The 24,543-nt window shown below is 69.5% G+C and carries 27 protein-coding genes and 4 pseudogenes; 22 read left to right on the top strand and 9 right to left on the bottom strand.

Going from position 1 to position 24,543, the window contains the following annotated elements:
* Both E1258_RS34695 and E1258_RS12365 read left to right on the top strand, forming a co-directional pair.
* A pseudogene (locus E1258_RS34695) lies at positions 1 to 103 on the top strand (IS5/IS1182 family transposase); the annotation flags it as partial.
* A gap of 37 nt (positions 104 to 140) precedes the next feature.
* Positions 141 to 350, top strand: coding sequence for a VOC family protein (locus E1258_RS12365; protein WP_243715390.1), 210 nt, complete (start codon positions 141 to 143; stop codon positions 348 to 350).
* A gap of 175 nt (positions 351 to 525) precedes the next feature.
* Here E1258_RS12365 and E1258_RS12360 read toward each other — a convergent pair whose 3' ends face one another.
* Together E1258_RS12360 and E1258_RS12355 are read right to left on the bottom strand one after the other, a co-directional pair.
* Positions 526 to 1,173 (bottom strand): response regulator transcription factor, encoded by a 648-nt coding sequence (locus E1258_RS12360; RefSeq protein WP_132399726.1) that lies wholly within the window; start codon positions 1,171 to 1,173, stop codon positions 526 to 528.
* Positions 1,161 to 1,889, bottom strand: coding sequence for a sensor histidine kinase (locus E1258_RS12355; protein ID WP_132399723.1), 729 nt, complete (start codon positions 1,887 to 1,889; stop codon positions 1,161 to 1,163). The genes E1258_RS12360 and E1258_RS12355 overlap by 13 nt, the downstream gene beginning before the upstream one ends.
* Positions 1,890 to 1,957: 68 nt before the next feature.
* On the opposite strand from E1258_RS12355, the pseudogene E1258_RS12350 reads away from it, so the two are divergent.
* Positions 1,958 to 2,227, top strand: a pseudogene (locus E1258_RS12350) (FtsX-like permease family protein); the annotation flags it as partial.
* A gap of 60 nt (positions 2,228 to 2,287) precedes the next feature.
* Here E1258_RS12350 and E1258_RS35400 read toward each other — a convergent pair.
* Positions 2,288 to 2,536: pseudogene (locus tag E1258_RS35400) on the bottom strand (VOC family protein); the annotation flags it as partial.
* Positions 2,537 to 2,573: 37 nt separating this feature from the next.
* Positions 2,574 to 3,623 carry a hypothetical protein gene (locus tag E1258_RS12340; RefSeq protein ID WP_132399720.1) on the bottom strand — a complete coding sequence of 350 codons (1,050 nt, stop codon included), beginning with the start codon at positions 3,621 to 3,623 and terminating at the stop codon, positions 2,574 to 2,576.
* A 54-nt stretch (positions 3,624 to 3,677) separates the two neighbouring features.
* On the opposite strand from E1258_RS12340, the gene E1258_RS12335 reads away from it, so the two are divergent.
* Positions 3,678 to 4,271: a TetR/AcrR family transcriptional regulator gene (locus E1258_RS12335; protein ID WP_132399717.1), complete on the top strand. Its 594-nt coding sequence runs from the start codon at positions 3,678 to 3,680 to the stop codon at positions 4,269 to 4,271.
* 107 nt (positions 4,272 to 4,378) lie between these two features.
* On the opposite strand, the gene E1258_RS12330 is transcribed toward E1258_RS12335, so the two are convergent.
* Entirely contained in the window at positions 4,379 to 4,621 is a 243-nt protein-coding gene (locus E1258_RS12330) for a VOC family protein (protein WP_243715389.1), read from the bottom strand.
* 162 nt (positions 4,622 to 4,783) lie between these two features.
* Between E1258_RS12330 and E1258_RS35820 the strand changes: the two are divergent.
* Positions 4,784 to 4,900 (top strand): annotated as a pseudogene (locus E1258_RS35820) (hypothetical protein); the annotation flags it as partial.
* Between the two features lie 114 nt (positions 4,901 to 5,014).
* Here E1258_RS35820 and E1258_RS12320 read toward each other — a convergent pair.
* Positions 5,015 to 5,650, bottom strand: a complete 636-nt coding sequence (locus tag E1258_RS12320; RefSeq protein WP_132399714.1) for a YceI family protein — start codon at positions 5,648 to 5,650, stop codon at positions 5,015 to 5,017.
* 998 nt (positions 5,651 to 6,648) lie between these two features.
* On the opposite strand from E1258_RS12320, the gene E1258_RS34680 reads away from it, so the two are divergent.
* The 3 genes from E1258_RS34680 to E1258_RS12310 all read left to right on the top strand — a co-directional run bounded on the left by E1258_RS34680 (position 6,649) and on the right by E1258_RS12310 (position 7,559).
* A complete protein-coding gene (locus E1258_RS34680; protein WP_243715387.1) occupies positions 6,649 to 6,792 on the top strand; it encodes a hypothetical protein in 144 nt (47 codons plus the stop codon).
* Positions 6,793 to 6,801: 9 nt separating this feature from the next.
* On the top strand, positions 6,802 to 6,930 hold the full coding sequence (locus E1258_RS35395) for a phosphotransferase (RefSeq protein ID WP_256370990.1): 129 nt from the start codon (positions 6,802 to 6,804) through the stop codon (positions 6,928 to 6,930).
* A 68-nt stretch (positions 6,931 to 6,998) separates the two neighbouring features.
* The gene (locus tag E1258_RS12310; protein ID WP_132399711.1) at positions 6,999 to 7,559 is read left to right on the top strand and encodes a GNAT family N-acetyltransferase; all 561 of its coding nucleotides are present in this window, start codon (positions 6,999 to 7,001) and stop codon (positions 7,557 to 7,559) included.
* Positions 7,560 to 7,715: 156 nt separating this feature from the next.
* Here the strand turns inward: E1258_RS12310 and E1258_RS12305 are convergent, their stop codons facing one another.
* Complete coding sequence (locus tag E1258_RS12305) at positions 7,716 to 8,327, bottom strand: TetR/AcrR family transcriptional regulator (RefSeq protein WP_207919525.1); 612 nt, start codon at positions 8,325 to 8,327, stop codon at positions 7,716 to 7,718.
* 128 nt (positions 8,328 to 8,455) lie between these two features.
* Between E1258_RS12305 and E1258_RS12300 the strand changes: the two genes are divergently transcribed.
* Entirely contained in the window at positions 8,456 to 9,466 is a 1,011-nt protein-coding gene (locus tag E1258_RS12300; RefSeq protein WP_243715386.1) for an aldo/keto reductase, read from the top strand.
* Positions 9,467 to 10,087: 621 nt separating this feature from the next.
* On the opposite strand, the gene E1258_RS12290 is transcribed toward E1258_RS12300, so the two are convergent.
* The gene (locus tag E1258_RS12290) at positions 10,088 to 10,213 is read right to left on the bottom strand and encodes a transposase (RefSeq protein ID WP_207919524.1); all 126 of its coding nucleotides are present in this window, start codon (positions 10,211 to 10,213) and stop codon (positions 10,088 to 10,090) included.
* Between the two features lie 276 nt (positions 10,214 to 10,489).
* On the opposite strand from E1258_RS12290, the gene E1258_RS12280 reads away from it, so the two are divergent.
* The 11 genes from E1258_RS12280 to E1258_RS12225 all read left to right on the top strand — a co-directional run bounded on the left by E1258_RS12280 (position 10,490) and on the right by E1258_RS12225 (position 22,583).
* Positions 10,490 to 10,846 (top strand): hypothetical protein, encoded by a 357-nt coding sequence (locus tag E1258_RS12280; protein WP_132399702.1) that lies wholly within the window; start codon positions 10,490 to 10,492, stop codon positions 10,844 to 10,846.
* A gap of 569 nt (positions 10,847 to 11,415) precedes the next feature.
* Positions 11,416 to 12,354, top strand: coding sequence for an ATP-binding protein (locus E1258_RS12270; RefSeq protein WP_132399696.1), 939 nt, complete (start codon positions 11,416 to 11,418; stop codon positions 12,352 to 12,354).
* A gap of 159 nt (positions 12,355 to 12,513) precedes the next feature.
* Positions 12,514 to 14,022, top strand: coding sequence for a Y4yA family PLP-dependent enzyme (locus E1258_RS12265; RefSeq protein ID WP_132399693.1), 1,509 nt, complete (start codon positions 12,514 to 12,516; stop codon positions 14,020 to 14,022).
* A complete protein-coding gene (locus tag E1258_RS12260) occupies positions 14,019 to 15,365 on the top strand; it encodes a pyridoxal-phosphate dependent enzyme (RefSeq protein ID WP_132399690.1) in 1,347 nt (448 codons plus the stop codon). Before E1258_RS12265 ends, E1258_RS12260 begins: the two co-directional genes overlap by 4 nt.
* Before the next feature lie 65 nt (positions 15,366 to 15,430).
* Positions 15,431 to 16,684: an aminotransferase class V-fold PLP-dependent enzyme gene (locus tag E1258_RS12255; RefSeq protein WP_132399687.1), complete on the top strand. Its 1,254-nt coding sequence runs from the start codon at positions 15,431 to 15,433 to the stop codon at positions 16,682 to 16,684.
* 9 nt (positions 16,685 to 16,693) lie between these two features.
* On the top strand, positions 16,694 to 17,983 hold the full coding sequence (locus E1258_RS12250; RefSeq protein ID WP_132399685.1) for an ATP-grasp domain-containing protein: 1,290 nt from the start codon (positions 16,694 to 16,696) through the stop codon (positions 17,981 to 17,983).
* Complete coding sequence (locus E1258_RS12245) at positions 17,980 to 18,192, top strand: hypothetical protein (RefSeq protein WP_132399683.1); 213 nt, start codon at positions 17,980 to 17,982, stop codon at positions 18,190 to 18,192. The genes E1258_RS12250 and E1258_RS12245 overlap by 4 nt, the downstream gene beginning before the upstream one ends.
* A complete protein-coding gene (locus E1258_RS12240) occupies positions 18,189 to 19,478 on the top strand; it encodes an MFS transporter (protein WP_132399681.1) in 1,290 nt (429 codons plus the stop codon). Before E1258_RS12245 ends, E1258_RS12240 begins: the two co-directional genes overlap by 4 nt.
* Positions 19,479 to 19,519: 41 nt before the next feature.
* Positions 19,520 to 20,692: an ABC transporter substrate-binding protein gene (locus tag E1258_RS12235; RefSeq protein ID WP_132399679.1), complete on the top strand. Its 1,173-nt coding sequence runs from the start codon at positions 19,520 to 19,522 to the stop codon at positions 20,690 to 20,692.
* 62 nt (positions 20,693 to 20,754) lie between these two features.
* Positions 20,755 to 21,795: an iron ABC transporter permease gene (locus tag E1258_RS12230; RefSeq protein WP_243715384.1), complete on the top strand. Its 1,041-nt coding sequence runs from the start codon at positions 20,755 to 20,757 to the stop codon at positions 21,793 to 21,795.
* Complete coding sequence (locus E1258_RS12225; RefSeq protein WP_132399676.1) at positions 21,792 to 22,583, top strand: ABC transporter ATP-binding protein; 792 nt, start codon at positions 21,792 to 21,794, stop codon at positions 22,581 to 22,583. Before E1258_RS12230 ends, E1258_RS12225 begins: the two co-directional genes overlap by 4 nt.
* A gap of 94 nt (positions 22,584 to 22,677) precedes the next feature.
* Here E1258_RS12225 and E1258_RS12220 read toward each other — a convergent pair whose 3' ends face one another.
* Entirely contained in the window at positions 22,678 to 23,124 is a 447-nt protein-coding gene (locus E1258_RS12220; RefSeq protein WP_132399674.1) for a hypothetical protein, read from the bottom strand.
* A 362-nt stretch (positions 23,125 to 23,486) separates the two neighbouring features.
* Here E1258_RS12220 and E1258_RS12215 point away from each other — a divergent pair, with 362 nt between their 5' ends.
* Positions 23,487 to 24,248: a trans-aconitate 2-methyltransferase gene (locus E1258_RS12215; RefSeq protein WP_243715382.1), complete on the top strand. Its 762-nt coding sequence runs from the start codon at positions 23,487 to 23,489 to the stop codon at positions 24,246 to 24,248.
* 216 nt (positions 24,249 to 24,464) lie between these two features.
* Positions 24,465 to 24,543: 50S ribosomal protein L32 (gene rpmF / locus E1258_RS35815; RefSeq protein WP_132399730.1), on the top strand; the 79-nt coding region annotated here is incomplete at its 3' end.

Below are 24,543 nucleotides of genomic sequence, written 5' to 3'. Positions count from 1 at the left end.
CGCCCGACTCAAGCGCCACCGCGGCGTGGCCACCCGCTACGACAAGTTGGCCGTCCGGTTCCAGGCCGTCCTGACCATCACCATCATCTGCGAGTGGCTCTGACCGGCTTATGAAACACGCCTTAGCGGCCTCGGACAAGATGTCTAGTTTCTTCCCGTATGACCCCGAGGGCAAGTCCGGCAAGAACCGCCTACACATCGACCTGCACAGTGAGCCCGACGGCATGGACAAGTTGGTGACCCGGCTGGAAGACCTGGGGGCAGCACGAGTCCGTGAGGTCAACAAGGGGCCTGCCGGGCACTGGTGGATCATGCAGGACCCGGAAGGCAACGAGTTCTGCGTGGCGTAGGTCGGACGGACCGGGTCGGTCACCAACGAGCCGGCCACCCGAAGCACGTGTAGGTCAGCCGCATCCGTTGTCACGCGGTTGACGAGCGGTGGTCGCGATGCGGCTGTCGGGTGTCGGTTCCGCGGACACCGCTCCTGCGACGAAAGGCGTCGGGTCCGGCGGTACGGCGGGTGGGTCAGCCTTGAAGGTAGGCGAGCACCGTGCGTACTCGCCGATGGTCGTCTTCGCTGCTTACGGGCAGGTTGAGCTTGGCGAAGATGGCGGCGATGTGCTTGCCGACCGCGGCATCGGTCACCGTCAACAACCGTGAGATCGCTGCGTTCGATCGTCCCTCGGCCATCAGCGCCAGGACCTCCCGTTCGCGCGGGGTCAGCCTGGTGAGCGGGTCGCGGCGCAGCGCGAGGAGCTTGCTGACCACCTGTGGGTCGATCACGCAGCCGCCGCCGGCGACCCGTTCGACGGCGTCGACGAACTCGGTCACGTCGGCGACCCGGTCCTTGAGGAGGTATCCGACACCGCCACTGCCCGAGGATTCCAGCAGTTCGCTGGCGTAGGTCGTGGCGATGTACTGGCTGAGTACCAGGACCGGCAGGCCGGGGTGGTTGCGGCGCAGGGCGAGGGCTGCGTGCAGTCCCTCGTCGGTGTATGTGGGCGGCATCCGTACGTCGGTCACCACCACGTCGGGGCGGTCGGCGACGACAGCATCGGCCAGCGCCGGGGCGTCGCCTACCGCAGCGACGACCTCGTGGCCGAAGCGGGCGAGGATGCCGACAAGCCCCTCGCGAAGGAGCACCGAGTCGTCGGCGAGTGCTACCCGGAGCATGGCAGCTCCGCTCTGAGGACGGTCGGGTCACCGGGCGGGCTGGACAGGACAAGCGTGCCGGCAAGGGCGTCGACGCGGTCGGCGAGGCCGGCCAGGCAGGTGCCGCTGTCGGGGTCCGCGCCGCCGACGCCGTTGTCGCGCACCTCGACGACGAGGGCGGTCCCGTCGAGGCAGCCGGTCACCCAGATCTGGCGCGCCTTCGCGTGCTTGACGGCGTTGGTCATCGCCTCCGCGACCACGAAATACGCTGCGGACTCCACCGTGGACGGTAGTCGGTGAGGTACGTCGAGCGCGATTGTCAACGGTACGGCGGCGCTATCGGCCAGCTCGGTGAGCGCCGCCGGCAGGCCCCGCTCGGTGAGGATCTGCGGGTGGATGCCGCGTACCAGCTCGTGAAGCTCGGCCAGGGCGGCCTTGGCCTGCTCGGCGGCTTGGTCGACCAGGGCCTGGGCTGCTTCGGGGTTGTCGCGTACCTCCAGCCGGGCCACTCCGAGGGTAATGGCCAGACGCAGGAGGCGTTGCTGGGCACCGTCGTGCAGGTCCCGTTCGGTGCGCCGGCGCTCGACCTCGAACGCGTCAATCAGCCGCGCCCGCGACCGGGTCAACGTCCGGACCTTCGCCTCCTCGCCGGGGGCCAGCAGGAGGTGGGCGATCGCGGCGTGGGCGATCGCGGAGAGAACCACCGCGTAGCAGATGGCGAACACGGCGACGATCATTCCGAACGCCAGGAGCAGGGGCGGCCGGCGATCGACAACGGCAGCCGATCGAGGGCACGCTCGCGACGTTGCCTCACGGGCAGGCGATGCGCATGATCACCGTCGAGGCTGTGGTGATCTCGGTGTTCGGCGCGCTGCTCGGCCTCGCGGTCGGCAGCGGGCTGGGCGCGGCCGTCGTGCGAGCGTTGAAGGAGGAGGGCTTCACCGAAGTGGCACTTCCCTGGGAGCAGATGGGGACATACCTGATACTCGCCGTGACCGTTGGCGTGCTCGCCGCGACCCTGCCGACGATCCGGGCGGCGCGGGTCAACGTACTGAACGCGATCGCGCACGAGTAACTCGAAGCCCACACCAGCGGCGGACTGAGTCTGCGGTGCCAGGGTGCGTAGCACGTCGAACTCGTTGCCCTCGGGGTCTGCCATGACCATCCAGTTTCGGTCTGAGCCCTGGCCCACTTCCGTCTTGGTGGCGCCGAGGCCGAGTAATTTGATCACCTCGTCCTCGGTGCTGCCGTCGATCGGGCTGACGTCGAGGTGAAGCCGGTTCTTCACGGTCTTGCCCTCGGGATCATATGGGAAGATTCGGATATCTTCCCCGAAGTGTTTAGGGGCAACCTTGGTGAACCAAGAACCGGACCAGTTCGTCAACGTCGCTTGAAACGGTATCTGGCCCGCGCGGCGTCGGCTATGTGGCGGTCTCTAATGGGGCGCTCGACCCAGACTCGGCCGCAGGGGCTGCCGATTGACTGTCTCGGGAGGCTCTGCGGTACGTGAGTAGCCAGGCCAGGGCGAGCACTGCGGCAAGCAACAGCGTGTTCTGGCTCAGCTTCGCCAACAGGCTCACCCCGTCGGGCAGCGGTGCCAGGAAGCCGATGAGCGTCCGCCCGATCAGCGCACCGGCGGCGAGCGCCGCGACCTGCTTCGGCGACCAGGCTGTGGCACTGCTCCACCACCACAGGAGTGCGGCCACTACGACGAGGAGCACCGTCATTATTGTGACGCCTGTCCAGGTCGCCGGCAGGATGTCGAAACTGAACATACCGACGGCGCCGATGAGGGCGAGGCTCCAGACCGGCATCGGCCGTACCTGGCCGGGCTCGATTGGTTGTCCGGCGCGGGTCAGGGCCAGGAGGCCGAGCGCGACGATCACCGCGAGCACGACGAGAGTCCGCGTGAGACCAGATTGGCCGTACAGGCGGACCGAGTCGGCGCGGATCAGCAACGCCGCGAGGACACATAGCCCCGCGGTCACCACGGTGCCGACAGGACCGAGCAACGGACGGCCGCGGTGTCGGGACGCGAACGCCTCAAGCACCGCGAGCGGTGCGCCGACGCTCATGAAGACATGACCGGCGACCCATGACATGGTGGGAAACACGGCGATGCCCAGTTCGGCGACGAACGTGCCCTGGCGCAGCTCGTCCCAGTAGGCGATGTCGTCACGGTGCTCGACAAACAGCGACAGGTCCACCAGCCCCGGCATGGCGACGCCGAACGCCGCGGCGAGCAGCAGCACCCCAGTCCAGCCCAGCCCACGCCGGACCGCCACTTCCCGGATGAGCAGGGCGGTGCCACCGTAGAGCGGCGCGAGGATGAGCAGCGACAGCAGCACCTCCGGCGCGTCGCCGGTGGACGGCAGATACGCCTGGAGGAACTCGGCGCAGACGGGTGCGCCGAACGCGATCGCGAGTACGGGCAGCATTCGGTGCCGCAGAGGCAGCTTCGTCGAACCCATGGCGGCAGCGTAGCAGTTATTCGAGTGACTACTCTACTAATGTATGCTGGCCACATGGCCCGTCCCGTCAACCTAGAGCAGCACCGACAGCGTCGCCTGCAGATCATCGACGCGGCGCTGACCTGCTTCGCCGCTAGCGGGTTCGACGGCGCCTCGACCGCGGCGATCTGCCGCACCGCGGGCATCGGGTCCGGCACCTTCTTCCACTACTTCCCCACCAAAGTCGATGTCATGGTGGCGATCCTCGAACTCGGCGCCGACGAGACCGCAGAGTTCTTCCGCTCGCAGGCGGGCCAGAAGGACGCCGTCGAGGTACTGCTCGCCTACGCCGACCATGAGGCCGACAACGCGCAAGACACACGGGCCGGCGGCTTCCTGCGCGCGGTCGTCGTCGCCACGTCGCACGAGCGGGTGGCGACGGCCCTGACCGAGCACCAGCGACGCGTCCGTTCCGAACTGACGCCATGGGTCACGCGCGCACGCGAGCAGGGCAGAATCCGCACCGACCTCTCAGCAGAGCGGACGATCAGCTGGCTTCTAGCCCTCATCGACGGGTTCGGAAGCCAGGTGGCCGACTGGTCACCGTTCGACGCCCGCCGCGAGCGCAATGTGTTGCGGGAGACGATCCGCCGCTTCCTCGCACCCTGACCGCAACGGCTCCGTGCGCCTGCCCCATGTGGTAGCTGCGCCGGTCGAACACGGGATCTGGAAGGCCGAGCAGCCCTGAGCCCTTGGCCCCTGTTCGCCGATCTCCTTCACGCGAACCAGCGGAAACCGGTTCTTGGTTCACCCTGTTTCCCCTCAGGTACCTGGACGAACAGCAGGGTGGGCGGCATCTGACGGGCCCGAACATCCTCGACGGTTGACACCCACGAGCCGATCTCGACCTTGCCCTCGCTCCGGTCGATCACCTTGAAGTCCAGGACCTGACACCAGAAGGCCGCGAGTCTCTCCGGGTCGTGGCAGTCAACGGTCAACTCGGTGAACCTACTTGTCATGACTCTCCCAGATAGTGCGGACGGGGCTCAGAGTATTGCCAGGCAGCCCGTCGGACTCGCTCCGCTTCAGACACCTTCCCGTCTCAGGGCCTACCTGCACTGCATGACCCCTCCCTCAGGTAACTGGACGAACAGCAGTGCGCGGGGGAGCCCCGTCTGATCGTGAACGGGGCACCCGCCGCCACCGGACGGCGCTTGTCGGGCGCGGCCTCGTGCGAGACTGCCGGATGCTGGCGGACCGGGCCGGTGGCGGTCCTACGGGTGTACGACCACGCGCCCGGCCTGGTGGCCCGCTGCCCGCGCTGCGAAGAGGTGGTGCTGCGTGCCTGGTCCGCGGCCCGGTCGGCGCCTGGCTCGACCTGCGCGGTGCGCTCCTCCGGCACGTCCCGTTGCTCAGGGCTGGCGAATAGCCTCGCCGGCGATTTCGATCTGGACCTTCTTTCCGACCAGGACGCCACCGCTCTCCAGAACGACGTTCCAGAGCAGACCGTAGTCCTCACGATCGATTTCCGCCGTCGCGCTGAAGCCAAAGATGTCCTGCCCGTACGGATCCCGGCGAGCACCACCGAATTCCACATGAAGGTCGACCGGCCGGGTGATCCTCTTGACGGTCAAATCGCCGGTGAGCACGAATCTGCCACTCGTACGATTCTGTGGATTGGGAATCTTGCCCGACACCGATCTCCGGCTGAGCCCGCTGTTGCGCAACCGCGCCCAATAGAAGATCGGGTCGTCGACCGACTGCCATTTAATTCCCGTGCTGCGATACTCCAGCGTGGGGTAACTCTCCACGTCGAGAAAATCGGCGCTGCTCAGGTGCGTGTCCCGGTCGGTGTTGCCGGTGCTGACGCTCGCCGTTTGGATCGTTGCGGTGACCGACGAGGCCAACGGGTCCTCCGCCACGACAATCCGGGCGGTGGCCTCGCCGAACTCACCGCGCACCGGACTCACCATCATGTGCCGGGCGAGGAAACCGATCCGCTTGTGTGCCGGATCGAGAAGATATGTACCGGCCGCTGGAATGGTCATGCCATCCCAGGATCGTGTAGCTAAACCGGTCATCGGCGTGCTTTCCCCCTCACCCTTTCCAGGGTCTTTCCGAGTTTGCAACCGCGGCGTGGTCCGCGGACCAGCTGGAACACCCGTCCCCCCGGGCCCAGCATAGGGAACACTCCACCACATCTCAGCCACCAGAACCATGCCGAGGTCCCGCCTTCTCCGGCAGGCACCCCCCGGCACCGGTACGCAATTCGGTCATTCCCGTACCGAAAAGAAAGGCGAGCGGAACGGGCCCCGCCCACCGAACGATTCCGGTCGAGCGCCGGCGACGGCCCCCGCCGCGCTCCGCCGGCCGGTTGTGAGCAACCTCACTCGTCCGGCCCGGAAGCGGCCGGCGGCGCGGGCCGTCGCCGGCCGTCCGGCGCTGCCTCTCGCCGGTGCGCCGAGCCTGCCGGCGCACTGCGCCGAAAGGCTGCCGGGGGCGGTGCGCCCAGGGCTTCGGCATTGATCGGCGCGCGCCGCCAGGAGCCAATTGCGCGACCGCGTTTCCGGCGGCGCGGCGGACGCCGTCGGGCGGCGACAAATCGCTCGCTGGCAGACGTTGCGGCGGTGCGGTGGGCCCGTGACGGATCGTCGGCGCATTGATGCCAGCCTCGTCCGGCGATTGATCGCCACGCAGTTCCCACCCGGGGCTGACCTGCCGATTCGAGTGCGAACCAGGGCTGGGATGATTTTACGTTTCACCTTGGGTCCGGATGTCGGTGCGCCTGCCCAGCGCTTCGCCGTACCCGCTGGCGGTCGGGAAGTAACACCGTTGGCTGCTGGCCCTCGCGCCGCGGCTACCGGCCCGTGCCGGCTTCCGCTCGCGATGGGCCGGCCCGACGAAAGTTCTTCGCTCCCTGCTCGGTGTCCCGATGGCTCGACGGCGAGCCCGCGAGCAACGCGAAACATCGGCGACCTGACGCAATTCGAGGTCGACCTGGCGCGGTTCCTGGCGACACTGCGACAGACGCGGTTCCGCCCGAGGAGTGGGCGGAACCCGCGGCCGGCCCGCGGCCACCCACCCTGAGCACGGGCCACTGGCCGATTACGCCGACCAGTTCACCCAAGGGTTCGCCTCCGCCACCGGGGTGGGGCTGATCAACGACCCGGACGCCGTCCGCGCCGTCTGACACGACGCTATCACCGCGCCGGGATGGACCGGCCCGGCGCTATGGCTCCACGCCGACCTGCACCCGGCCAACGTCCTCACCGCCGACGGCACCCTCTGCGGCGTGATCGACTTCGGTGGCGAGCCTCCTGCTCGGTGAACCGGGGGTCCGGCAGCGGCCGGATAATCGGACGTGTCGCCGTGGTGCACCCGTTAACGTCCCACCTCATGGAGAGCACTAACTTACGCACCGCACGCCTCGAACTTCGCCCGGTGCGTGACGAGGACGTCGATCGGATACTGGAGTACCGCAACCTTCCGGAGGTCACTCGCTGGCTGCTGCGCACCGAGGTCGACCCTGCGTCCTTCCGAGCGGCGTGGTGGCGCGCTGCTGAGGATCCCGACGACCACAGCGTGGCCGTGACCCTGGACAGCGTGGTGATCGGAACCGTCTCGCTCAGAATGCTCGACGGCATGGGCCAGCCCGGCATGCCGCCGCGGACAGAGGCGCAACTCGGTTACACCTTCGACCCGGCGTACGGCGGCCAGGGCTACGCCACGGAGGCCGTCACCGCGATGGTGGCGCACGCCTTCGACCGGCTGGGCGTGCGAAGGATCACCGCTGGCTGCTTCGCGGACAACCTCCCCTCGGTGCGGATCCTCGAGAAGGTCGGCATGCATCGTGAGCAGCACGGCGTCGGCGACTCCTGGCACGCCGAGCTGGGCTGGCTGGACGGCTACACGTATGCCCTGCTCGCAGAGACATGGCGTCAAGGGACGGCTCCGTAGGGCCGACGATGGCGGCCCTCTCGGCTACTCGCACAGAACGTACGCCCCTGACGACCGTGCTGAACACAGCACCCGGTCAGCGGCACGAGCGCGCACCCGATAAAGCTGTCCCGGCTGTCGGTGGCGCGCACGATCGGCAGGCGGATGGCGGTGTCGTCAGTTGAGACCGCTGGCGGACGTGTAGACGCCGGCGTTGGCGGCTGCCGCTGCCGCTTCGGCGGCCCGGTCTGCCGCGGCTTCGTCGATAGGGTCTCCGCTGACGAGCAAGCGGTAGTACAGCGGTGCCGAGACGGCGCGGATGACCTCGGCCGCATCCGTGCCCGGGGGCAGTTCCGCCCGCCGTACGGCCTGCTCTACGCAGGGGGCCCACTCGGCGATACGGACGGCGTAGAAGCGGTGCAGCGCCTCGGCGGCACGGGGGTCGCAGGTCGCGGCGACGATGACCGCGCGGAACAGCGCACCCTGACGCGGATCGACCAGGGTGCGCTGTACGAGCCGGGCATTGGCACGCAGGTCCTCGATCAGCGATCCGGTGTCGGCTCGCGGCAGCGAATGCTCCGCCATGTCCGTCAGCAGGTCGGCGACGAGGCCGGCGACCGTACCCCAGCGGCGGTAGACCGTTGTCTTGCCCACCTCGGCGCGGCGTGCCACGTCGGCGAGGTCGAGACGGTCGAAGCCGTGCTCTACGAGCGCGTCACCGGCAGCTCGGAGCACGGCGGCGCGGACCCGGGCGGTCCGCCCTCCGGGTCGAATCGCACCGACGGCCATAACAGGTCTCCAGTTCCCTTAACTGCGGCTGGCTGCTACCCTAGCTCACGTAACTAATGAAACTGTAGTTCCGTTAAGGGGAGGTTGTCATCGTGGAGTACCGACGACTTGGGGCATCCGGCCTCACCGTGCCCGCCCTCAGCTTCGGCGCCGGCACCTTCGGCGGCTCCGGACCGCTTTTCGGCGCTTGGGGCAACACGGACGCGCGCGAGGCGAGGCGCCTCGTGGACATCTGCCTGGACGCCGGGATAAGCATGTTCGACACCGCGGATGTGTACTCCGACGGCGCGTCCGAGGAGATGCTGGGACAAGCAATCAAAGGCCGACGCGACGCTGTCCTGATCTCGACCAAGGCCGGCCTGCCGACCGGCGACGGACCGAACGACGCGGGAACTTCGCGCGCCCGGCTCATCCGATCGGTCGACGTGGCGCTGCGCCGACTCGGCACCGACTACATCGACCTGTTCCAGCTACACGCCTTCGACGCCGCAACGCCCATCGATGAGGTCGTGGCGACACTGGACGACCTGGTACGGGATGGCAAGATTCGCTATCTCGGCGTCTCCAACTTCTCCGGCTGGCAGCTAATGAAGTCCCTCGCCGCAGCCGACCGGGACCACCGCCGCCGGTACGTGGCACACCAGGTCTACTACTCACTCGTTGGTCGGGACTATGAGTGGGAACTGTTGCCCTTGGGCCTCGACCAAGGCGTCGGAGCCGTAGTGTGGAGCCCGCTCGGCTGGGGACGACTCACCGGCAAGATCCGCCGCGACACACCGCCACCGCCCACAAGCAGGCTCCACGCGACCGCCGCCTTCGGCCCACCGGTCGACGACGAGCGCCTGTTCCGCGTCGTGGACGTCCTCGAAGAACTGTCCCACGAGACCGGTCGAGCAGTGCCGCAGATCGCGGTCAACTGGCTACTACGACGACCCACGGTAGCCACCGTCATCATCGGCGCACGCAACGAGGCGCAACTGCGGCAGAACATCGGCGCTGTCGGCTGGTCGCTCACACCCGGACAGGTAGCCCGGCTCGACACCGCCAGCAGCCGCACCGCACCCTATCCATACTTCCCCTATCACCGGCAGGAAGGTTTCGCCAGGCTCAACCCGTCGCCGGTCGCGAGCATCGCCTGAACGGCGATCCCAACTTCCAGTCATCGACTACTTGTTTCATTGACCTACGACTTTCATTGACCTACGACCGTGGCCCGGCCCGGCCTCGGTCGAGGCGCCCAGGCTGTCGCTCACTTTCGGCTGCCCACGCTGGTCGTTTGCCTCTCATCTAGCCTGCGGGGCCCGCGCGTCGCCCCAGGGCGGGGAGATGCTCAAAGGGTTTGCTCGGTTCGAAGTGGCGTTGCCACCCGGCTCGACAACCCAGGTGGATCGAGCATCGCAGGACACGGCGAGTGTCACGTCAGAAAGGAAAGCCAGAAGGCGGATACCCGCGTTGGGTTTCCTCGCTCCCAGGTGACGAGTAGTCGCCTTGCGGAGCAGGTCGAAGTTGACGCGGCCGTACAACTGTCTTTTGAGGATTTTTATGCGGTTGGCGACGCCTTCGACGGAGCCTGATCTCCAGGGCAGGGCCAGGCCGGCAGTGACGGCGTCGGGACAGGTGGTGAGGTAATGGGCGGAGTCGCTGATGGCGGACAGTATCTGCCGGTGCAGCTTTGGGCGGTGATTCCACGGTGGAGGGCTTGTATGTTGCCGCGCCGACCGGGGCAGCCGGCTCGATTCGCACACCTGGATGAGCGACAGCTACGCGGCGAGCCGTTTGGTGCTACGGGCGGGCAGGACGTCAGGGACCTGGTGGGAGTCGCAGTCGATGAGGACCGTGGCGTGAACGTGGCCGCGTTTGAGGGCGAAGTCGTCGACCCCGAGCACCCGGGTAGCGGTGGCCGTCCAGCCTGGTGCATGGCTCTACGACGGCGGCGTGACGCCCTCCCGATCGCTTGCGGCGGTCGGTGGCCGTTGGGCTGGGCATGTCGTTGAGGTGAAGGTGCTGGTCCGTCCGCCTTTGCGCGTCGAGGTTGCCGGTGGCCGGCGGCTGCTGCTGCGTCAGGGCCACCGAATCGGCGTACGCAGCACCGCCTCCGACCACACCGTCCGGTAGCCGAGCCGAACCGAGCGTCGAAAAGCCAGTTGCGGTAGGCAGTAGGGGTGAGCAACCTCGATCCGCACATCCACGTCGTGGCGACACTCGGCGCCAGCGCCGCCACGCGCAACCTTCTGGCGTCGACGTTCGGCCTCGCCGCTGACCTACCGACCTCGGTCACCACCGGCTGCGGGGTGCGCGCGGGGTACGCGATGACTTCCTCGTACCCCGAGCGCGTGACCTGCCTGGCCTGCCGGGAACATGCGCATCGTGAGCACCTCCGCCTGGCCGACGAGGTCGAACGGCTCGGCCGCATGCCGGGCACGAGCCTCGACAGTGACCAGGTGGCTCGAGCCGCGGACCAGTACCGTGCCATCGCCAGGCAGTTCGCCGGCCGCCCTGGCGACGCCGACCGGAGGTAACGGGCGGCCATCGTGGCGGATTGACCGACCAGCGAGGCGCACGCATCTGCCGCTGACCGCGGGAGGCGATACCGGCTGTTACCGCCTCTGCCCCCGGCCGTTCTCGAGCAACGCGGTGGCCTCGGCATGGTCGCGGTCACCGTTCGGCTCATCGAGTAGCTCGTCCGGACACAGCTCATGGAGGTCGCCCCACCGCCGGCGAGCCTTGTAGTCCCCAATGCGGTAACCGCCTGTGACCGCTCTTGCCACGTGTCGCCGCCTGCCCATCGCCGGGCAAGGCAACAAGCTGCCTGCTGGTCCCGTACCGCACTTGCAGGTTGGTGGGTGGCATCCGGATCTGCCGCGAAGCGCTCGTCACCGCAGGCGAGGTCAGTGCGGGTCGCTACCCGTGGGTCTCGTGCAGCAGCGCGGCGATCTCGGTGCGCTGCCGGGTGGTGCGGGGAACCGAGGCTCCCGGTCACCGGTTCTCCGTCCTGCCGGCGTGCCGTGTCCTTGGAGGTCGTACGAGGTCGGCCCTCGGTGGAGCATAGCGATACTGGTTGTCGTTTTCGATAGGTTAAAATGGTGGTATGAGAATCGCTTTCACCGGTAAGGGTGGTAGCGGCAAGAGCACGCTCGCCGCCCTCTTCGTCGGATTCCTGCGATCCGCCGGCCACCGTGTCCTCGCCATCGACGCGGACGTCAACGTCCACCTGGCTCCATTGCTGGGTGTAACCGCCACCCCGGCGTCGGCCATGTCGCAGCCGCGGAACGCCGCCTCGATCCGCCGGCACCTGCTCGGCACGAACCCGCGAGTGTCCGCCGTGGAGCAGTTCGTGCCGACCACGCCGCCGGGTCCGGGATCCCGGCTGGTCACGCTCGACCCGGCTGATCCTGTGCTCGCCGGGCACGCCACGGCGCTCGATCCCGGCACCCACGTGTTGCACGTCGGCACGTACGAGCGGGAGGACATCGGCGCTGGCTGCTACCACGGCCATCTCGCCATCCTGGAGAACCTGCTGTCGCACCTGCATCTCGGTGCCGGCGACTGGGTGGTTTGCGACATGGTGGCCGGCACCGACGCGTTCGCCAATTCGCTGCACGCCCAGTTCGACCTGATCGTCGTGGTGGTGGAGCCGACGCCGGAGTCGGTCTCGGTGGCGCGCCGCTATCGCGATCTGGCGACGGCAGCCGGGGTCGGCGATGTCGTCGTCATGGTGGGCAACAAGGTGGGTGACGACGTGGACCTCGCCTACCTGACGAACGAACTGTCGGGCGGGCCATTTGCCGTGGTGCCCATGCAGGCGGGGCTCCGCCGTGCCCGGCAGGCCGGTGTCTGCCCGACGCCGCAGGATCTCGACGATGTCGCGCCACTGAGCCGTCTGGCGGAACGGGCGCAGGACGGACCCATGACACCCCAACGGCGTGCGGCCCTGCTGCGTGACCTTCATCTCAGGCTGGCGGAACAGTCCTGGGTCCGTAACGCCTACGGGGACGTGACCGGTCAGCTCGGTCCCGTGCTCGCCTGAGGGCCTCCCACCGGCCCACCTGCATCAGCCAGCGGCCGCCGCGGCCGGGTCCGGTGTCCTGGCGTGGATGCCGGCGACCGGCCGCGGCCGACGGACCTCTTTCCCTGTGTAATGCAAACGACTATCGTTTCCGCGGACTGGGACCGAAGGGGACGATCGATGGACCTCCCGCTGTATTTGCAACCACGGGTGGAAGGTCGGCTGCGTGAGCTGCTGACGCAGCCCGCGTTGCTGCACGACCTCGTCCGAGCTCTCGGGTCGCCGCTGAACGTGGTGCTTCCGAACCAGATTGCCGACAACGCCGAGGCATTTCAATCCGTCTACACCGGACATCACTTGCGCGGCGAGGTTTTCTTCGCGCACAAGGCAAACCGCTCAGCGGCATTCGTCCGCCGGTTGGCGGCGACGCCCGCCGCCATCGACGTGGCCAGCCTGGGGGAGTTGCAGCATGCGCTGGGTGCGGGCTTCGCCCCGGACCGGGTGATGGCCACCGGCCCCAAGACCGCCGAGTTCCTCTGGCTCGCCGCGCGCTGCGGGATCACGGTGAACCTGGACTCGCCGGCCGAACTGGACGAGTTGGTGTCGCTGGTCCGCCGCCACGCGCTGCGACCTGTCCGGGTGTTGCTCCGGCTGTCGTCGTTCACCTCCGCCGGTTCCACGATCCTCTCCCGGCCGAGCCGCTTCGGTACGCCGGTCGCCGAGGTGGACGCCCTTCTGGCGCGGATCGCCGACGCCCGCGACGCCGTCGAGCTGATCGGCGTCGCGTACCACCTGGACACCATCGGTCTGGCGGAAAAGGCGACCGCACTGGAGGGCTGCCTGACCGTACTCGCGGGCTGCCACCGGCACGGGCTGCACCCGCGGATCGTCGACATCGGCGGTGGCTTCGGCGTCGACTACCTTGCCGAGGGCGACCAGTGGGACCGCTGGACCAGCGAACTCGCCCTGGCGGTACTGGGGCGCCGACCGGAGCTGACCTGGGGTGGCCACGGCTACGGCTGGCGGGCCGAGGCCGGGTCGCTGCGCGGCGCGCTCGGCCTCTACCCGGCGCACCGGCCGCTGTCCGGTCCCCGGTATCTCGCCGAACTGCTCGGCACGGCGTCCGCCGGGATGGGCGAGCGCAGCCTGGCGACGCTGCTGCAGGAGCATCTGTACGACCTGTGGGTCGAGCCGGGGCGCGCCCTGCTCGACCAGTGCGGCGCTGTGCTGGCCCGGGTCCTCGAGGTTCGTCCGACGGCAGCGGGACCGCATCTGGTGCGCCTCGACCTCAACGCCCGCGATGTCAGCCTCGAGGAGCACGGCGTGATGATGGACCCCGTCCTCCTGCCCGCCACGCCCGCCGCCGCGCCGCCGCCGGCCGAGGGGAATCCCGTCTACCTGCTGGGCAACCTCTGCCTCGAGGCCGACCTCATCACCCGGCGCATGGTGTACCTGCCCGCCCTGCCCCGGGTCGGCGACCTGCTCGCCTTCGCCAATACGGCCGGCTACTTCATGGACTTCAGCGCGGACCACGCGCTGCACCAGCCTGTCGCCCGCACCGTCGCGGCCTGGCAGGACGGCGCCCGCTGGCGGTGGTGCCTGGACGAGCAGTACTGGCCGCTGGAAACGGCCGGCACCACCACCGAAACCACGGCCACCGCCGCGCAGCCGCAGGAGGTTCTTGCATGAGGTACGACTCCATCACGGACGCAATCGGCAACACCCCGCTGGTGCGGATCGATCCGGCCCTGCACGGCCTGGAGCACATCGACCTGTACGCCAAGCTGGAGTTGCTCAACCCTTTCGGTTCGGTGAAGGATCGAGCGGCGTGGAACATGGCCGCACCCCGGCTCGCCGAAGCCCAGGAATCCGGCGCCACGGTGGTCGAGCTGTCCAGCGGCAACACCGCCAAGGCGCTCGCCGTCATCGCCGGCATGCACGGGCTGCCGTTCACCAGCATCACGAACCGGATGAAGGTCCCGGAGATCAAGGACCTCCTGCTGCTGCTCGGCGCCACCATCGAGGAGCTGCCCGGTCAGGCGGAATGCCTCGACCCCACGAACACCGACGACCCGCTGACCCGGATCCACCGCACCATCAGCGAGTCGGGGTCGCGGTACCTGCACACCGACCAGTACTACAACCCGCGCAACACGGCCGCCCACGTCGAGGGCACCGGGCCCGAGATCGTCAAGGATCTCGACGGCCGGGCCCCCGACTACTTCATCGCCTGTGTCGGCACCGCCGGGTCCTCCACCGGCGTCGCCCGCGTTCTGCGTGAGCACGATCCGGCGGTCACGGTGGTCGGGCTGGTCGCCGCAAAGTCCGACTTCATCCCCGGCATCCGCAACATCGACGAGGTGCACGAGGTCGGCCTGTTCGACCCGGGCACGTACGACACCATCGAGGCCGTCTCCGCCGACGAGGCCATCGACGGTCTGCTGGCGCTGGTCCGCCGGTGCGGGATCCTGGCGGGACCCACCGGTGGGGGCGCCTACACGGGCGCCGTGCGCTACCTGCGCCAGGTGGACGCCGACCTCGCCGCCCAGGCGGCGGCAGGCGAGGACCCGGGCCGGCGCAGCGCGGTGTTCATCGTGTGCGACCGGGTGGAGAGCTACCTCAGCTACATCCGCCGTCGCCGGCCGGAGCTGTTGAACCAGCCGGCCCGGGCCGGTGCCGTCTCCACGGTCACCGATGCGGAAGCCGATGCGGCGCAATCGATGGACGTGTCCGCGGCGCGGCAGTGGATCGAGCAGACCCAGCCGTTGATCATCGACCTGCGCGGCACGTTCGCCTTCGCGACCGCCCACATCGAGGGTTCGGTCAACATCGTCGACGAGATCTTCGACGACCTGCTGCGCGGTGGGCTGCCCGTGGATCGGCGCCGTCCGGTGCTGCTGGCCTGCCCGGTGGGAGAGAAGTCGCGTCGCTACGCCGCTCTGCTGAGCAGGATGGGGCACGCCGACGCCCGCAGCCTTGACGGGGGCGTCGTCGCCTGGCGCGACGCCGGCGCCCCGCTGGTGCGCGGTTGATGGCCGCGCCACGGTCGGCCCTCGGCGTGCCCGGTTCCGCGGCCGGATCGGCCGAGGCATGTCCTGTGCCCGACGCCAAACCGGCCGACTCCGCGCAGCACCCGGATCGCGTGCTCGCCGAACTGGACTCGTGGCAGCGCGAGGTACGGTCCCAGTTCCCCATCTTCGCGGAAGCCGCCGGCGAGGCCTATCTGGACAGCGCCGCCACCGCGCAGAAACCGCAGACCGTGCTCGACGCCGTACACCGGTACCTGACGACGGCGAACGCCAACGCCGGACGCGGCACGTACCGGTGGGCCAACGAGACCTCGGCGCTGGTGGAGCGCTGCCGCGGCCGGGTACGCGACCTGCTCGCCGATCCCGACCCGGAGCGTTCCGGCGTCCACTTCACCAGCGGCACCACCGAGGCACTGCGCCGGGTGGCCCTGGACTGGCTCGTCGACACCCTCGCCGACGGCGACGAGATCGTTGTCCCGGCGGCGGACCATCTCGCCAACGTCAGCCCGTGGCAGGAAGCTCGGGAGGTCCTGGCCCGGCGCGGCGTCACCGTGCGCCTCGTGGAGATGCCGTACGAGCCGTCGGGTGACTACGACATCGCGGCGCTGGCGGGCCTGGTCGGCGAACACACCCGCTTCGTGGCGGTCACCCACCTGCACCACGTGTACGGCGCCGACATGAACGTGCACCGCATCCGCCGGCTCGTCGGCGACGACGTGGTGATCTGCCTGGACGCCGCGCAGAGCGTGGGCCACCTGCCGGTCTCGGTCGCCGACCTGGACGTCGACTTCGTGGCGTTCTCCGGGCACAAGGCGATGGCGCTGCCCGGCATCGGCGTGCTGTGGGCACGGAACACCCGCGGACCGCGGTACGTGCACCGCGGCTGGGAGGGTACGCCCAACACGGCGGGCCTGGTGAGCCTGCAGGCGGCCGTCGACTGGTTCGACGTCACCGGCCTGGACCGGATCGCGCGCTGGACGGTCGCCCTCGGTGCTCGCCTGACCGACGGCCTGTACCGGCTGCCGTCCATCCAGGTCCTGGGTTGTCAGCACAGCCTCGCCCTCGACTCGACCGTGCAGCGCCGGCATGGCCTGGTCACCTTCCGGCACCCCGGGATCAGCTCCGCGGACCTGGGGTTCGTGCTCGCCGAGCACGGCCTCATGGTGCGCGCCAACGCCCATTGCCAGGGCCCGGCGGGCGAACGCGAGAGCTCGGTGCGGGTCAGCCTGCACGCCTACAACACCGTCGACGAGGTTGACCGGCTCCTGGCCGTACTGGCTCAGCTCGACGACTCCCTGACCGACGCCACCTCCTACCGCTGAGGAGCCATCGTGACATCACTCGGACAGACCTCCGACCGTACGGTGGTGATGGTCGACGTGTACGCCCCGACGATGCGGCTCGCGAGAGCGTTCGCCGACGCGGGCTGCGCGGTCGTCCGGCTGCGCAGCACCGCGGAGGTGCCGCAGGTCTACCGGGCCCACGGCGGCGACGACGGTGACAGCTTCTTCGCCGACACGATCGTGCACCACGGTGACATCGAGCTGACACTGAAGGCCGTGGCCGAACACGCGCCGGTCGCCGTGATCACCGGCGGGGAACTCGGCGTGGAGCTGGCCGACCGACTCAGCGAGGCGCTCGGGCTGACCAGCAACGGCACGGCGCTCAGCGTCGCCCGCCGGGACAAGTACGTGCAGATCGAGACGGTGCGCGCCGCCGGTCTGCGCGCGGCGAAGCAGCTCGCCGTCACCGACGCCGAGGAGCTGGCCCGCTGGCACGCGGACCTCGGCGGCCGGATCGTCGTGAAGCCGGTGCGCAGCGCCGGCAATGACGGGGTGGCCTTCTGCGACACGCCGGAGGAGGCGGTCGCCGCCTACCGGAGCGTGGCGGGGGCCCGCAACATCTTTTCGCTGCGCAACGACGGCGTGGTGGCGCAGGAGTACCTGGTCGGTACCGAGTACGTCGTCAACACGGTGAGCCGGGACGGCCGGCACCGGGCCACCGACGTGTGGCGCTACACGAAGATCTCCGCGAACGGCGTCCGCGACCGGATCAGCGGTGCCGTCCTCGTGCCGGCGACGGCACCGCAATGGGCGGAACTCGTCGGGTATGCCCGCGAGGTGCTCGATGCCCTCCAGGTCCGGCACGGGCCGGCGCACCACGAGATCATGCTCACCGCGGAGGGCCCCTGCCTGGTCGAGGTGGGTGTGCGCCTGTGTGGGGCCGACACCGCGGCCCAGGCGCTGCTGGCGCTCGGCGAGTCGCAGGTGGAACGGACCGTCCAGGCGTATCTGGACCCGGCGGCCTTTCTCGCGGAGGTGGACCGGCCGCAGACGGTGCGCCGGCACGCGGCGATGGCGTTCCTGACCTCGCCCGTCACCGGGACACTGCGCAGCTACCCGCTTTTGGACCAGGTGCGGGCGCTGGAGAGCTGCCACGAGATCCAGATCGGGGTGGAGCCCGGCGGTTGGCTGCCGCTGACGGTCGACGACACCACCGAACCCATGATGATCGTCCTCGCCCATCCGAGCCCGGAGCTCGTCGACCGTGACCTTGCCACCGTGGGCTGGCTCGACGGGTACGGGTTCTACGACGTCGAACCAGCAGGAGACACGGTATGAGCCGGCGGCCCCATGTGGTCGTGCTGCACCGGCGGCGGGACCGCTACGCGCACTACGACCGGTACCTCGACCACGACCGGTGCACCGTCAGCTACCTCACCACCGAGGTCGGCGCGGCCGGTGTACCGGCCGTCGGACAGGCCACCGCCCTCGATGCCCAGCTCACGAATCGGGCCTGCGCCGCTTCGGTCGCCGGAGGCCTCCGGTGACGGCCCGCTACGTCGAGCTCTGGCGCGTCCCGGGCGCGCCGCTGCTACTGACCGGCGGGGTGGTGGCCCGGCTCGGGCAGGGCGTGACCGTCCTCGCCTGGATCCTTCTCGTCCGGGAGACAACCGGGTCCTTCGTCGACGCCTCGCTGGTCGCCGCGGCGACCTCGCTGGCTACGGCCGCGGCGGCACCCGTCGGCGGCCGGCTCGCCGACCGCTTCGGCGCCGCCCGGGTGCTGCCCTGGTACGGGGCTGCCTACGCCGCCGCCCAGCTGAGCCTGCTGGCAGCCACCCTCACCGGGCAGCCCCTGGCCCTGCTCTGCGCGCTGGCCGCGCTGTCCGGAGCACTGTTCCCGGCCACCAGCCCGGCCCTGCGCGCGGCCTGGACGGTGCTCACCGCCGACGGCACCGGTCGCGAGCGGATCCGGACCGCGGCGATGGCGGCCGAGTCGACGCTGTTCGAGCTGGTGTTCATTGTCGGGCCGCTGCTGCTGTCGGCGGCGATGCTCGTGGCCGGGCCACTCGCCGAGTTGACCGGCGCCCGCCCGGGCGTCGCGGGCCCGGCCGCCGCCATCGTGCTGGCCGCCGCCTGCGCCGCCGGCGGCACGGCCATGCTCGCCCGCGGCCAGGCCATGCGCCGGCTCGAGCCGCAGGGCCTTGCGCCAACCCGAGGGCTGGGACCGCTGCGGGCACCGCGGATGCCCGCCCTGCTGCTGTGCGCCGCCGGGGTGGCATTCTCGTTCGGCGCCTCGCCGGTCGCCGTCGCCGCGTTCGCGACCACCCACGACGGCGACCAAGCACAGGCCGTGACCGGGGTGCTGATCGCCGTCTGGAGCCTCGGCAGCGCGGCGGCCGGCCTCTGGTACGGCGCACGAAACTGGGACACCGCGCTCCCTCGGCAGCTGACCGTGCTGCTGGCCGGTCTGGCGGTGGGATACGCCGCCTGGGCGGCCATGCCCAACAGCATCGCCCTCGGCGCGGTCCTGCTGGTCACCGGCGCCGTCATCGCGCCGGCCATGACCGTGCAGGCGGGCCTGATGGCCCGGATCGCCCCGGCGTCGATGCTGACCGAGGCCTACACCTGGCTGACGACCGTCAACCTGACGATGGCTGCGGCCGGCTCCGCGGTGGCCGGCGTGATCGTCGACGGGCCGGCCGGCGCGATCGGCGGATTCGTCCTCTGTGCTGTCGCGGCCGCTCTCGCCACCGTGATCGCCGCCTGGCCGGGCGTCCTGGCGCCCCGCAGCGCCGCCACGCCGGCGCCACCCCACCCGGCGAGGGTGCCGTGAACAGGCACACCTCGTCGAGAACCCGCAATGGAAAGGCAACCATGATCCCGTACGGCATGGTCCGTCACTGCCTGCGCCGCTTCGTGCGGGCAGCCGGCCTCACCACCCTTGTCGTGGCCGTCGCCGCCGGTACGGCGGCCTGTGGCGGCGGCGACCAGGCGGCCGGCACCGGCGCAGCCGCCTCGGCCGCCCCGGTGGCGATCAAGGACCACTGGGAGCGCACCGTCCAGGTGCCGGCCAATCCCCAGCGCGTCGTGGTCCTCGAGTGGGAGGGCCTGATCACCAAGTCCATGAAGATCTTCGGTGTCGACAACACCCTGGTCGGTGTCGACTCGGCCACCAAGAAGATGGGACACCGGGCAGCGGTCGTCCCGAGCATCGCCAAGGCCGTCGCACTCGGCTCGCCGTGGAGCGGGGTCAACTACGAGCAGCTGGCGGGCCTCAAGCCCGACGTCGTCTTCCTGGAGGCCTGGGTGGCAAGCCAGGAGAACCGGGCGATGCACCAGGAGGTCATCGACAAGATCGAATTACTGGGCGTCCCGGTCGTCGTCCTGATCTCCCCGTCCAACTTCGAGCAGCCGAACATCAGGACCGCTTGGGAGCACATCACCATCACCGGCCAGGTCTTCGGCAAGCAGGCTGAGGCGACCCGGCTCGTCGAGCGGCTGAACGCCGGGCTGGACAAGGTGACGTCGCGGACGAAGGACATCCCGGACGCCGAGCGCACCAAGGTGGCGTACTTCGCCACGATCAACAACGTCATGGGTACGAAGAGCATCCAGTCGTACCTGCTCACCGACGTGGTCGGGGCCCGTAACGTCGCCGGTCCGGGGACGTTCGTGACCATCTCCGAGGAGAAGCTGCTCGCCCTCGACCCGGACGCCATGGTCGTCGCCGGTCACGAGGGCTATCTGGACACCTCACTGATCTACGAGGGCAAGCACGCCGGCCTCAACTGGGCCAACCTGAAGGACATGCGCGCGCTCAAGACCAAGCGTCTGGTCGCGTTGGGCTACGACGAGTGGCGGGCCACCGTCGAGACGCCCATCGCGCTGCTGAAGATCGCCAAGCTGGCCTACCCCGACCGGTTCGCCGACGTCGACATCGTGGCCGAGGAGATCGCGTTCTACCGCGACGTCTACGGCCTGGACGAGGCGCAGGCCAAGGCCGCTATCGAGGCGCAGAAGTACGTCGGTGAGTTGGAGGTGAAGTGACGCCACCCGCACCGAGTTCCATCCCCGCGACCCGCTCCACGGCGGGTCGCGGGGACGACGGCGTGTCCGCGCCCGTCGTCCCCGCGCCGGTGAGCAACCGGCGGCGCGCCGTCCTGCTCGTCGTGACCGCAGCGCTGGTGCTGGTCGTCGCCGTGGTGTCGATCATGGTCGGCGCCTACGTCATTCCCGTCGGGGACGTCCTCAAGGTGCTCGCCGCCAAGACCGGGCTGACCGACAGCACGAACAGCCTGAACACCTCGGTGGTCTGGGACATGCGCCTCACCCGGGTCCTGCTCGCCGGAGCCGTCGGCGCCGCCCTCGCCTGCAGTGGTGCGGCGTATCAGGGCACCTTCCGCAACCCGCTGGTCGAGCCGTTCATCCTCGGTGTGTCGGCCGGCGCGGCCTGCGGGGCGGGACTGGCGGTCATGGTCGACGTGCCGCTCTCGATGCAGGTCATGGCGTTCATCTTCGGCATGCTGGCGGTCTGGCTCACCTACACGCTCTCCCGGGTGCGCGGCGAGCGGCCCACCGTCACGCTCATTCTGGCCGGCGTTGTCGTGGGCTCCTTCTTCTCCGCCGTCTTCTCGTTGTTCCAGTACGCCGGCACGGACGAGCAGCTACGCCGCCTCGTCTTCTGGGTCATGGGTGGCTTCTACCGCGCCACCTGGAACGACGTGGTGATCGTCGTACCCGCCACCGTGATCGGGTGCCTGCTGCTGTGGCGTTTCGGCTGGCGGCTCAACGTGCTCAGCCTGGGCGACGACGAGGCCCGGTCGCTGGGCGTGGACCCGGAGCCGCTGCGCCGCTGGGTCATCGTCCTGGCGACCGCGTTGACCGCCCTGGCCGTGTCGGTCTCGGGCATCATCGCGTGGGTCGGGCTGCTCGTGCCGCATGCTGCCCGGATGATGGTCGGCCCCGACCACCGCTTCGTCATCCCACTGTCGGCCACCCTGGGCGCGGTCTTCGTCATGGCCTGCGACGTCCTCGCGCGCACCATCCACACGGGCGAGGTGCCGATCAGCATCATCACGTCCATCCTCGGCGCGCCCTACCTCGTCTACCTGCTGCGTACCCGCGCCACCCACCTCGGAGCGTCGTCATGACCCTGCAGGTGCGCGGGCTGAGCTTCGCGTACGGCGCACATCCGGTGCTCGACCGGATCGGCCTGGATTTGCGCCCGGGTGAGCTGTGCGCCCTGTTCGGTCCCAACGGCACGGGTAAGTCGACGCTCTACCGCTGCATTCTTGGGCACCTGCGCCACGGCGGCACCGTGACCCTGGACGGCGAAGACCTGTCCGGCCTGCGCCCGGCCCAGGTGGCCCGGCGCGTGTCGTACGTGCCGCAGCAGCACACCAACGCGTTCCCGTTCACCGTGCTGGACATGGTCCTGATGGGCCGCACGCCCCACCTCGGCGGCGTGTTCGGGCCCCGCCGCAGCGACGTCCAGGCGTGCGAGCGGGTGCTGGCGCAGGTCGGCCTGGCGGCTGAGCGCGATCAGCTTTACCACACCCTCAGCGGCGGCCAGCGGCAACTCGTGCTGATCGCCCGGGCGCTCGCTCAGGACTGCCAGGTGCTCCTGCTCGATGAACCGACCGCCAGCCTGGATTTCGGCAATCAGATGTTTGTCTGGCGCACCGTCCGCGACCTGGCGCGGCAGGGCCGTGCCGTACTGGTCTGCACCCATGAACCGAACCACGTGCTGTGGTTCTGCGATCGGGTGCTGGCCCTGGGCCGAGCCGGCCGGCTGCTTGCCGACGGCGTGCCCAGTGAGGTCATCACAACCGAACTCGTCCGCACGCTTTACCCCACGGTGGGCGCCGTCAGCATGACCGGGGCAAGCGTGGTCGCGCCGGTGGATGTTCTTCCGACGCGGCAGTCCGCGTCAGGGTAGAGCTGGGAGACGACGCTGGAGCCCCCCGGCCGTGACGAACTGCGCCGGGTAGCCGAGGGGGCGGTCCCACCGTTCGGGTCCCTGGCGAGCAGCCTCAGTGTTCGTCGTAGTGGCCCTGGTGGGGCGTATGGCGATGCCCGTCGTGCACGTAGTCGACGTGATCGCCGTGCACCACTGCGGCGTGGCCGCAGCCCTCGCCGTGTACGTGCTCGTGCGCCTCCGCCGTGACGTGCGCCTCCGAGTGGCACTCGTCGTAGTGGCCGGCGTGGTCGACGTGCACGTGGCCGTCGTGCAGGTAGTCAACGTGCCCCTCGTGCTGCACGGCGACGTGACCGCAGGCGTCGCCGTGCCGGTGGCTGTGCTCCTCGGCTGGCGCGTGGGTGGCCGCAGCGCACTCGTCGTAGTGGCCGTCGTGGGCGTGGTGCCGGTGACCGTCGTGGACGTAGTCCACATGGCCGGCATGCACCGAGGCCAAGTGCCCGCACCCCTCGCCGTGGACATGGGCGTGGGCGTCATGGATTTCGTGCAGCGTGTCGATCATTGCCTCTCCATCTGATTCGGGGTAGGCGCCAATATAGCATGCGTCTTTTCGCATATTAACATGAGTGGATGTGAAGCGCGGGCCGGATCACCCGCTGGGCCACGGCGCTCGGTGCCCGGCTCACCGTCGCGTTGCGCAGTCCGATTGGGGTGAAAGGGTCGCATGAGCATGAGTCGGCCCGCATGCCCACAATATGGTCGGTGAGGTGGACCGGCGGGCGTTCGCTCTTTGTCTCCTGGTCACGCTCGTTGAACCGACACGTACGGGGGATATGCCAGTCGTGCGGGCGTGCCGTCCAACCGACCGGAAATGATTCCCGTTAACTTGTGACGTTCCTGCCCGCCTGTCCTTCGGAGCACTCCATGGCACCCACCACCAGCGCGTCCGGCACCGCGCTCGACCGCGACCAGGTCGTCCGGTGGCGCGCCGCGTGGGCCGAGGTGATGGGCGGTCTCGTGCCCGGCCTGGCCACCCTCGAGGAGACTGTTTGCCGCGCCGCCGAGACGCTGCGCGGCCGGATGCCGAGCCGGGTGCTCGACCTCGGCGGCGGACCCGGCGTGCTGGCCGAACGGATGGCGAACCGGTGGCCCGGCGCCGCCGTCACCGTCATGGACATCGACCCGGTGCTGCTCGCCCTCACCCGCGGCGCCGTTCCGGATCTCGTGCGCAGCTTCGACGGTGACCTGTCGTCCCCCGCCTGGGCCACCCGCGCGGGGGAGGGCTACGACGTCGTCACTGCCGTCATGACCCTGCACTACCTTGCGCCGCCGCAGGCTCGCGCCCTCTACGACGACGCGCGCCGGGTGTTGTCGCCGGGTGGCCTGCTCGTGGTCGCTGACCTTATGCCGGACGACGGCGTGGCCTCCGTGATGAACGCCCTCGACCCTGCCGACGGTGCGGCCGCCGCCGAACTCGCCTGGGCGCAGTGGTGGAGCGACGTCGCCGAAGCGGCGTCCCTGCGACCCTTGTTCGCCGAGCGCGCCGCGATGTTCCAGGCCCGTCCGCCGGCCGGGTTCACTGCCTCGGCGTCGTGGCACGTCACCGCCGCCCGTGCGGCCGGATTCGCCGAAGCGGGGCTCCTCTGGCGCTGTGGGCGCCACGCCGCCCTCGCCGCCGTGGCCTGACACCGGCGCCGTCCGCAAGACCTGGTGACCACCGCGGTGGTGCTCGCGGCGGTCACGGCCGTCCTGACGACCTGATGCTTCGCCGCCGGTCCGGCCGAGCCGAATGCCCTCCGCCCTCGTGCGCACTGCCGAAGCCGTACGGGCACCACAACTTTACAATGAAACTCATTTCCAATAAGGTGCTGTCGTCCCGCCGGCGATCCGACAAGGAAGTCCATGGCTGTTCCCAAGCGGCGTACGTCGCGTGCCAACACCCGCCACCGGCGCGCGCAATGGAAGGTTGCCGCCCCCACCC

The sequence above is a fragment of the Micromonospora sp. KC207 genome, assembly GCF_004348615.1.
GTDB lineage: Bacteria > Actinomycetota > Actinomycetes > Mycobacteriales > Micromonosporaceae > Micromonospora.
This window is presented reverse-complemented; position numbering and strand designations above follow the sequence as displayed.

Coding starts and splice junctions, on each gene's coding strand:
- E1258_RS12365 (WP_243715390.1), top strand. CDS start 141: ATGTCTAGTTTCTTCCCGTATGACCCCGAGGGCAAGTCCGGCAAGAAC.
- E1258_RS12360 (WP_132399726.1), bottom strand. CDS start 1,173: ATGCTCCGGGTAGCACTCGCCGACGACTCGGTGCTCCTTCGCGAGGGG.
- E1258_RS12355 (WP_132399723.1), bottom strand. CDS start 1,889: ATGATCGTCGCCGTGTTCGCCATCTGCTACGCGGTGGTTCTCTCCGCG.
- E1258_RS12340 (WP_132399720.1), bottom strand. CDS start 3,623: ATGGGTTCGACGAAGCTGCCTCTGCGGCACCGAATGCTGCCCGTACTC.
- E1258_RS12335 (WP_132399717.1), top strand. CDS start 3,678: ATGGCCCGTCCCGTCAACCTAGAGCAGCACCGACAGCGTCGCCTGCAG.
- E1258_RS12330 (WP_243715389.1), bottom strand. CDS start 4,621: ATGACAAGTAGGTTCACCGAGTTGACCGTTGACTGCCACGACCCGGAG.
- E1258_RS12320 (WP_132399714.1), bottom strand. CDS start 5,650: ATGACCATTCCAGCGGCCGGTACATATCTTCTCGATCCGGCACACAAG.
- E1258_RS12310 (WP_132399711.1), top strand. CDS start 6,999: ATGGAGAGCACTAACTTACGCACCGCACGCCTCGAACTTCGCCCGGTG.
- E1258_RS12305 (WP_207919525.1), bottom strand. CDS start 8,327: ATGGCCGTCGGTGCGATTCGACCCGGAGGGCGGACCGCCCGGGTCCGC.
- E1258_RS12270 (WP_132399696.1), top strand. CDS start 11,416: ATGAGAATCGCTTTCACCGGTAAGGGTGGTAGCGGCAAGAGCACGCTC.
- E1258_RS12265 (WP_132399693.1), top strand. CDS start 12,514: ATGGACCTCCCGCTGTATTTGCAACCACGGGTGGAAGGTCGGCTGCGT.
- E1258_RS12260 (WP_132399690.1), top strand. CDS start 14,019: ATGAGGTACGACTCCATCACGGACGCAATCGGCAACACCCCGCTGGTG.
- E1258_RS12245 (WP_132399683.1), top strand. CDS start 17,980: ATGAGCCGGCGGCCCCATGTGGTCGTGCTGCACCGGCGGCGGGACCGC.
- E1258_RS12235 (WP_132399679.1), top strand. CDS start 19,520: ATGATCCCGTACGGCATGGTCCGTCACTGCCTGCGCCGCTTCGTGCGG.
- E1258_RS12225 (WP_132399676.1), top strand. CDS start 21,792: ATGACCCTGCAGGTGCGCGGGCTGAGCTTCGCGTACGGCGCACATCCG.
- E1258_RS12220 (WP_132399674.1), bottom strand. CDS start 23,124: ATGATCGACACGCTGCACGAAATCCATGACGCCCACGCCCATGTCCAC.
- E1258_RS12215 (WP_243715382.1), top strand. CDS start 23,487: ATGGCACCCACCACCAGCGCGTCCGGCACCGCGCTCGACCGCGACCAG.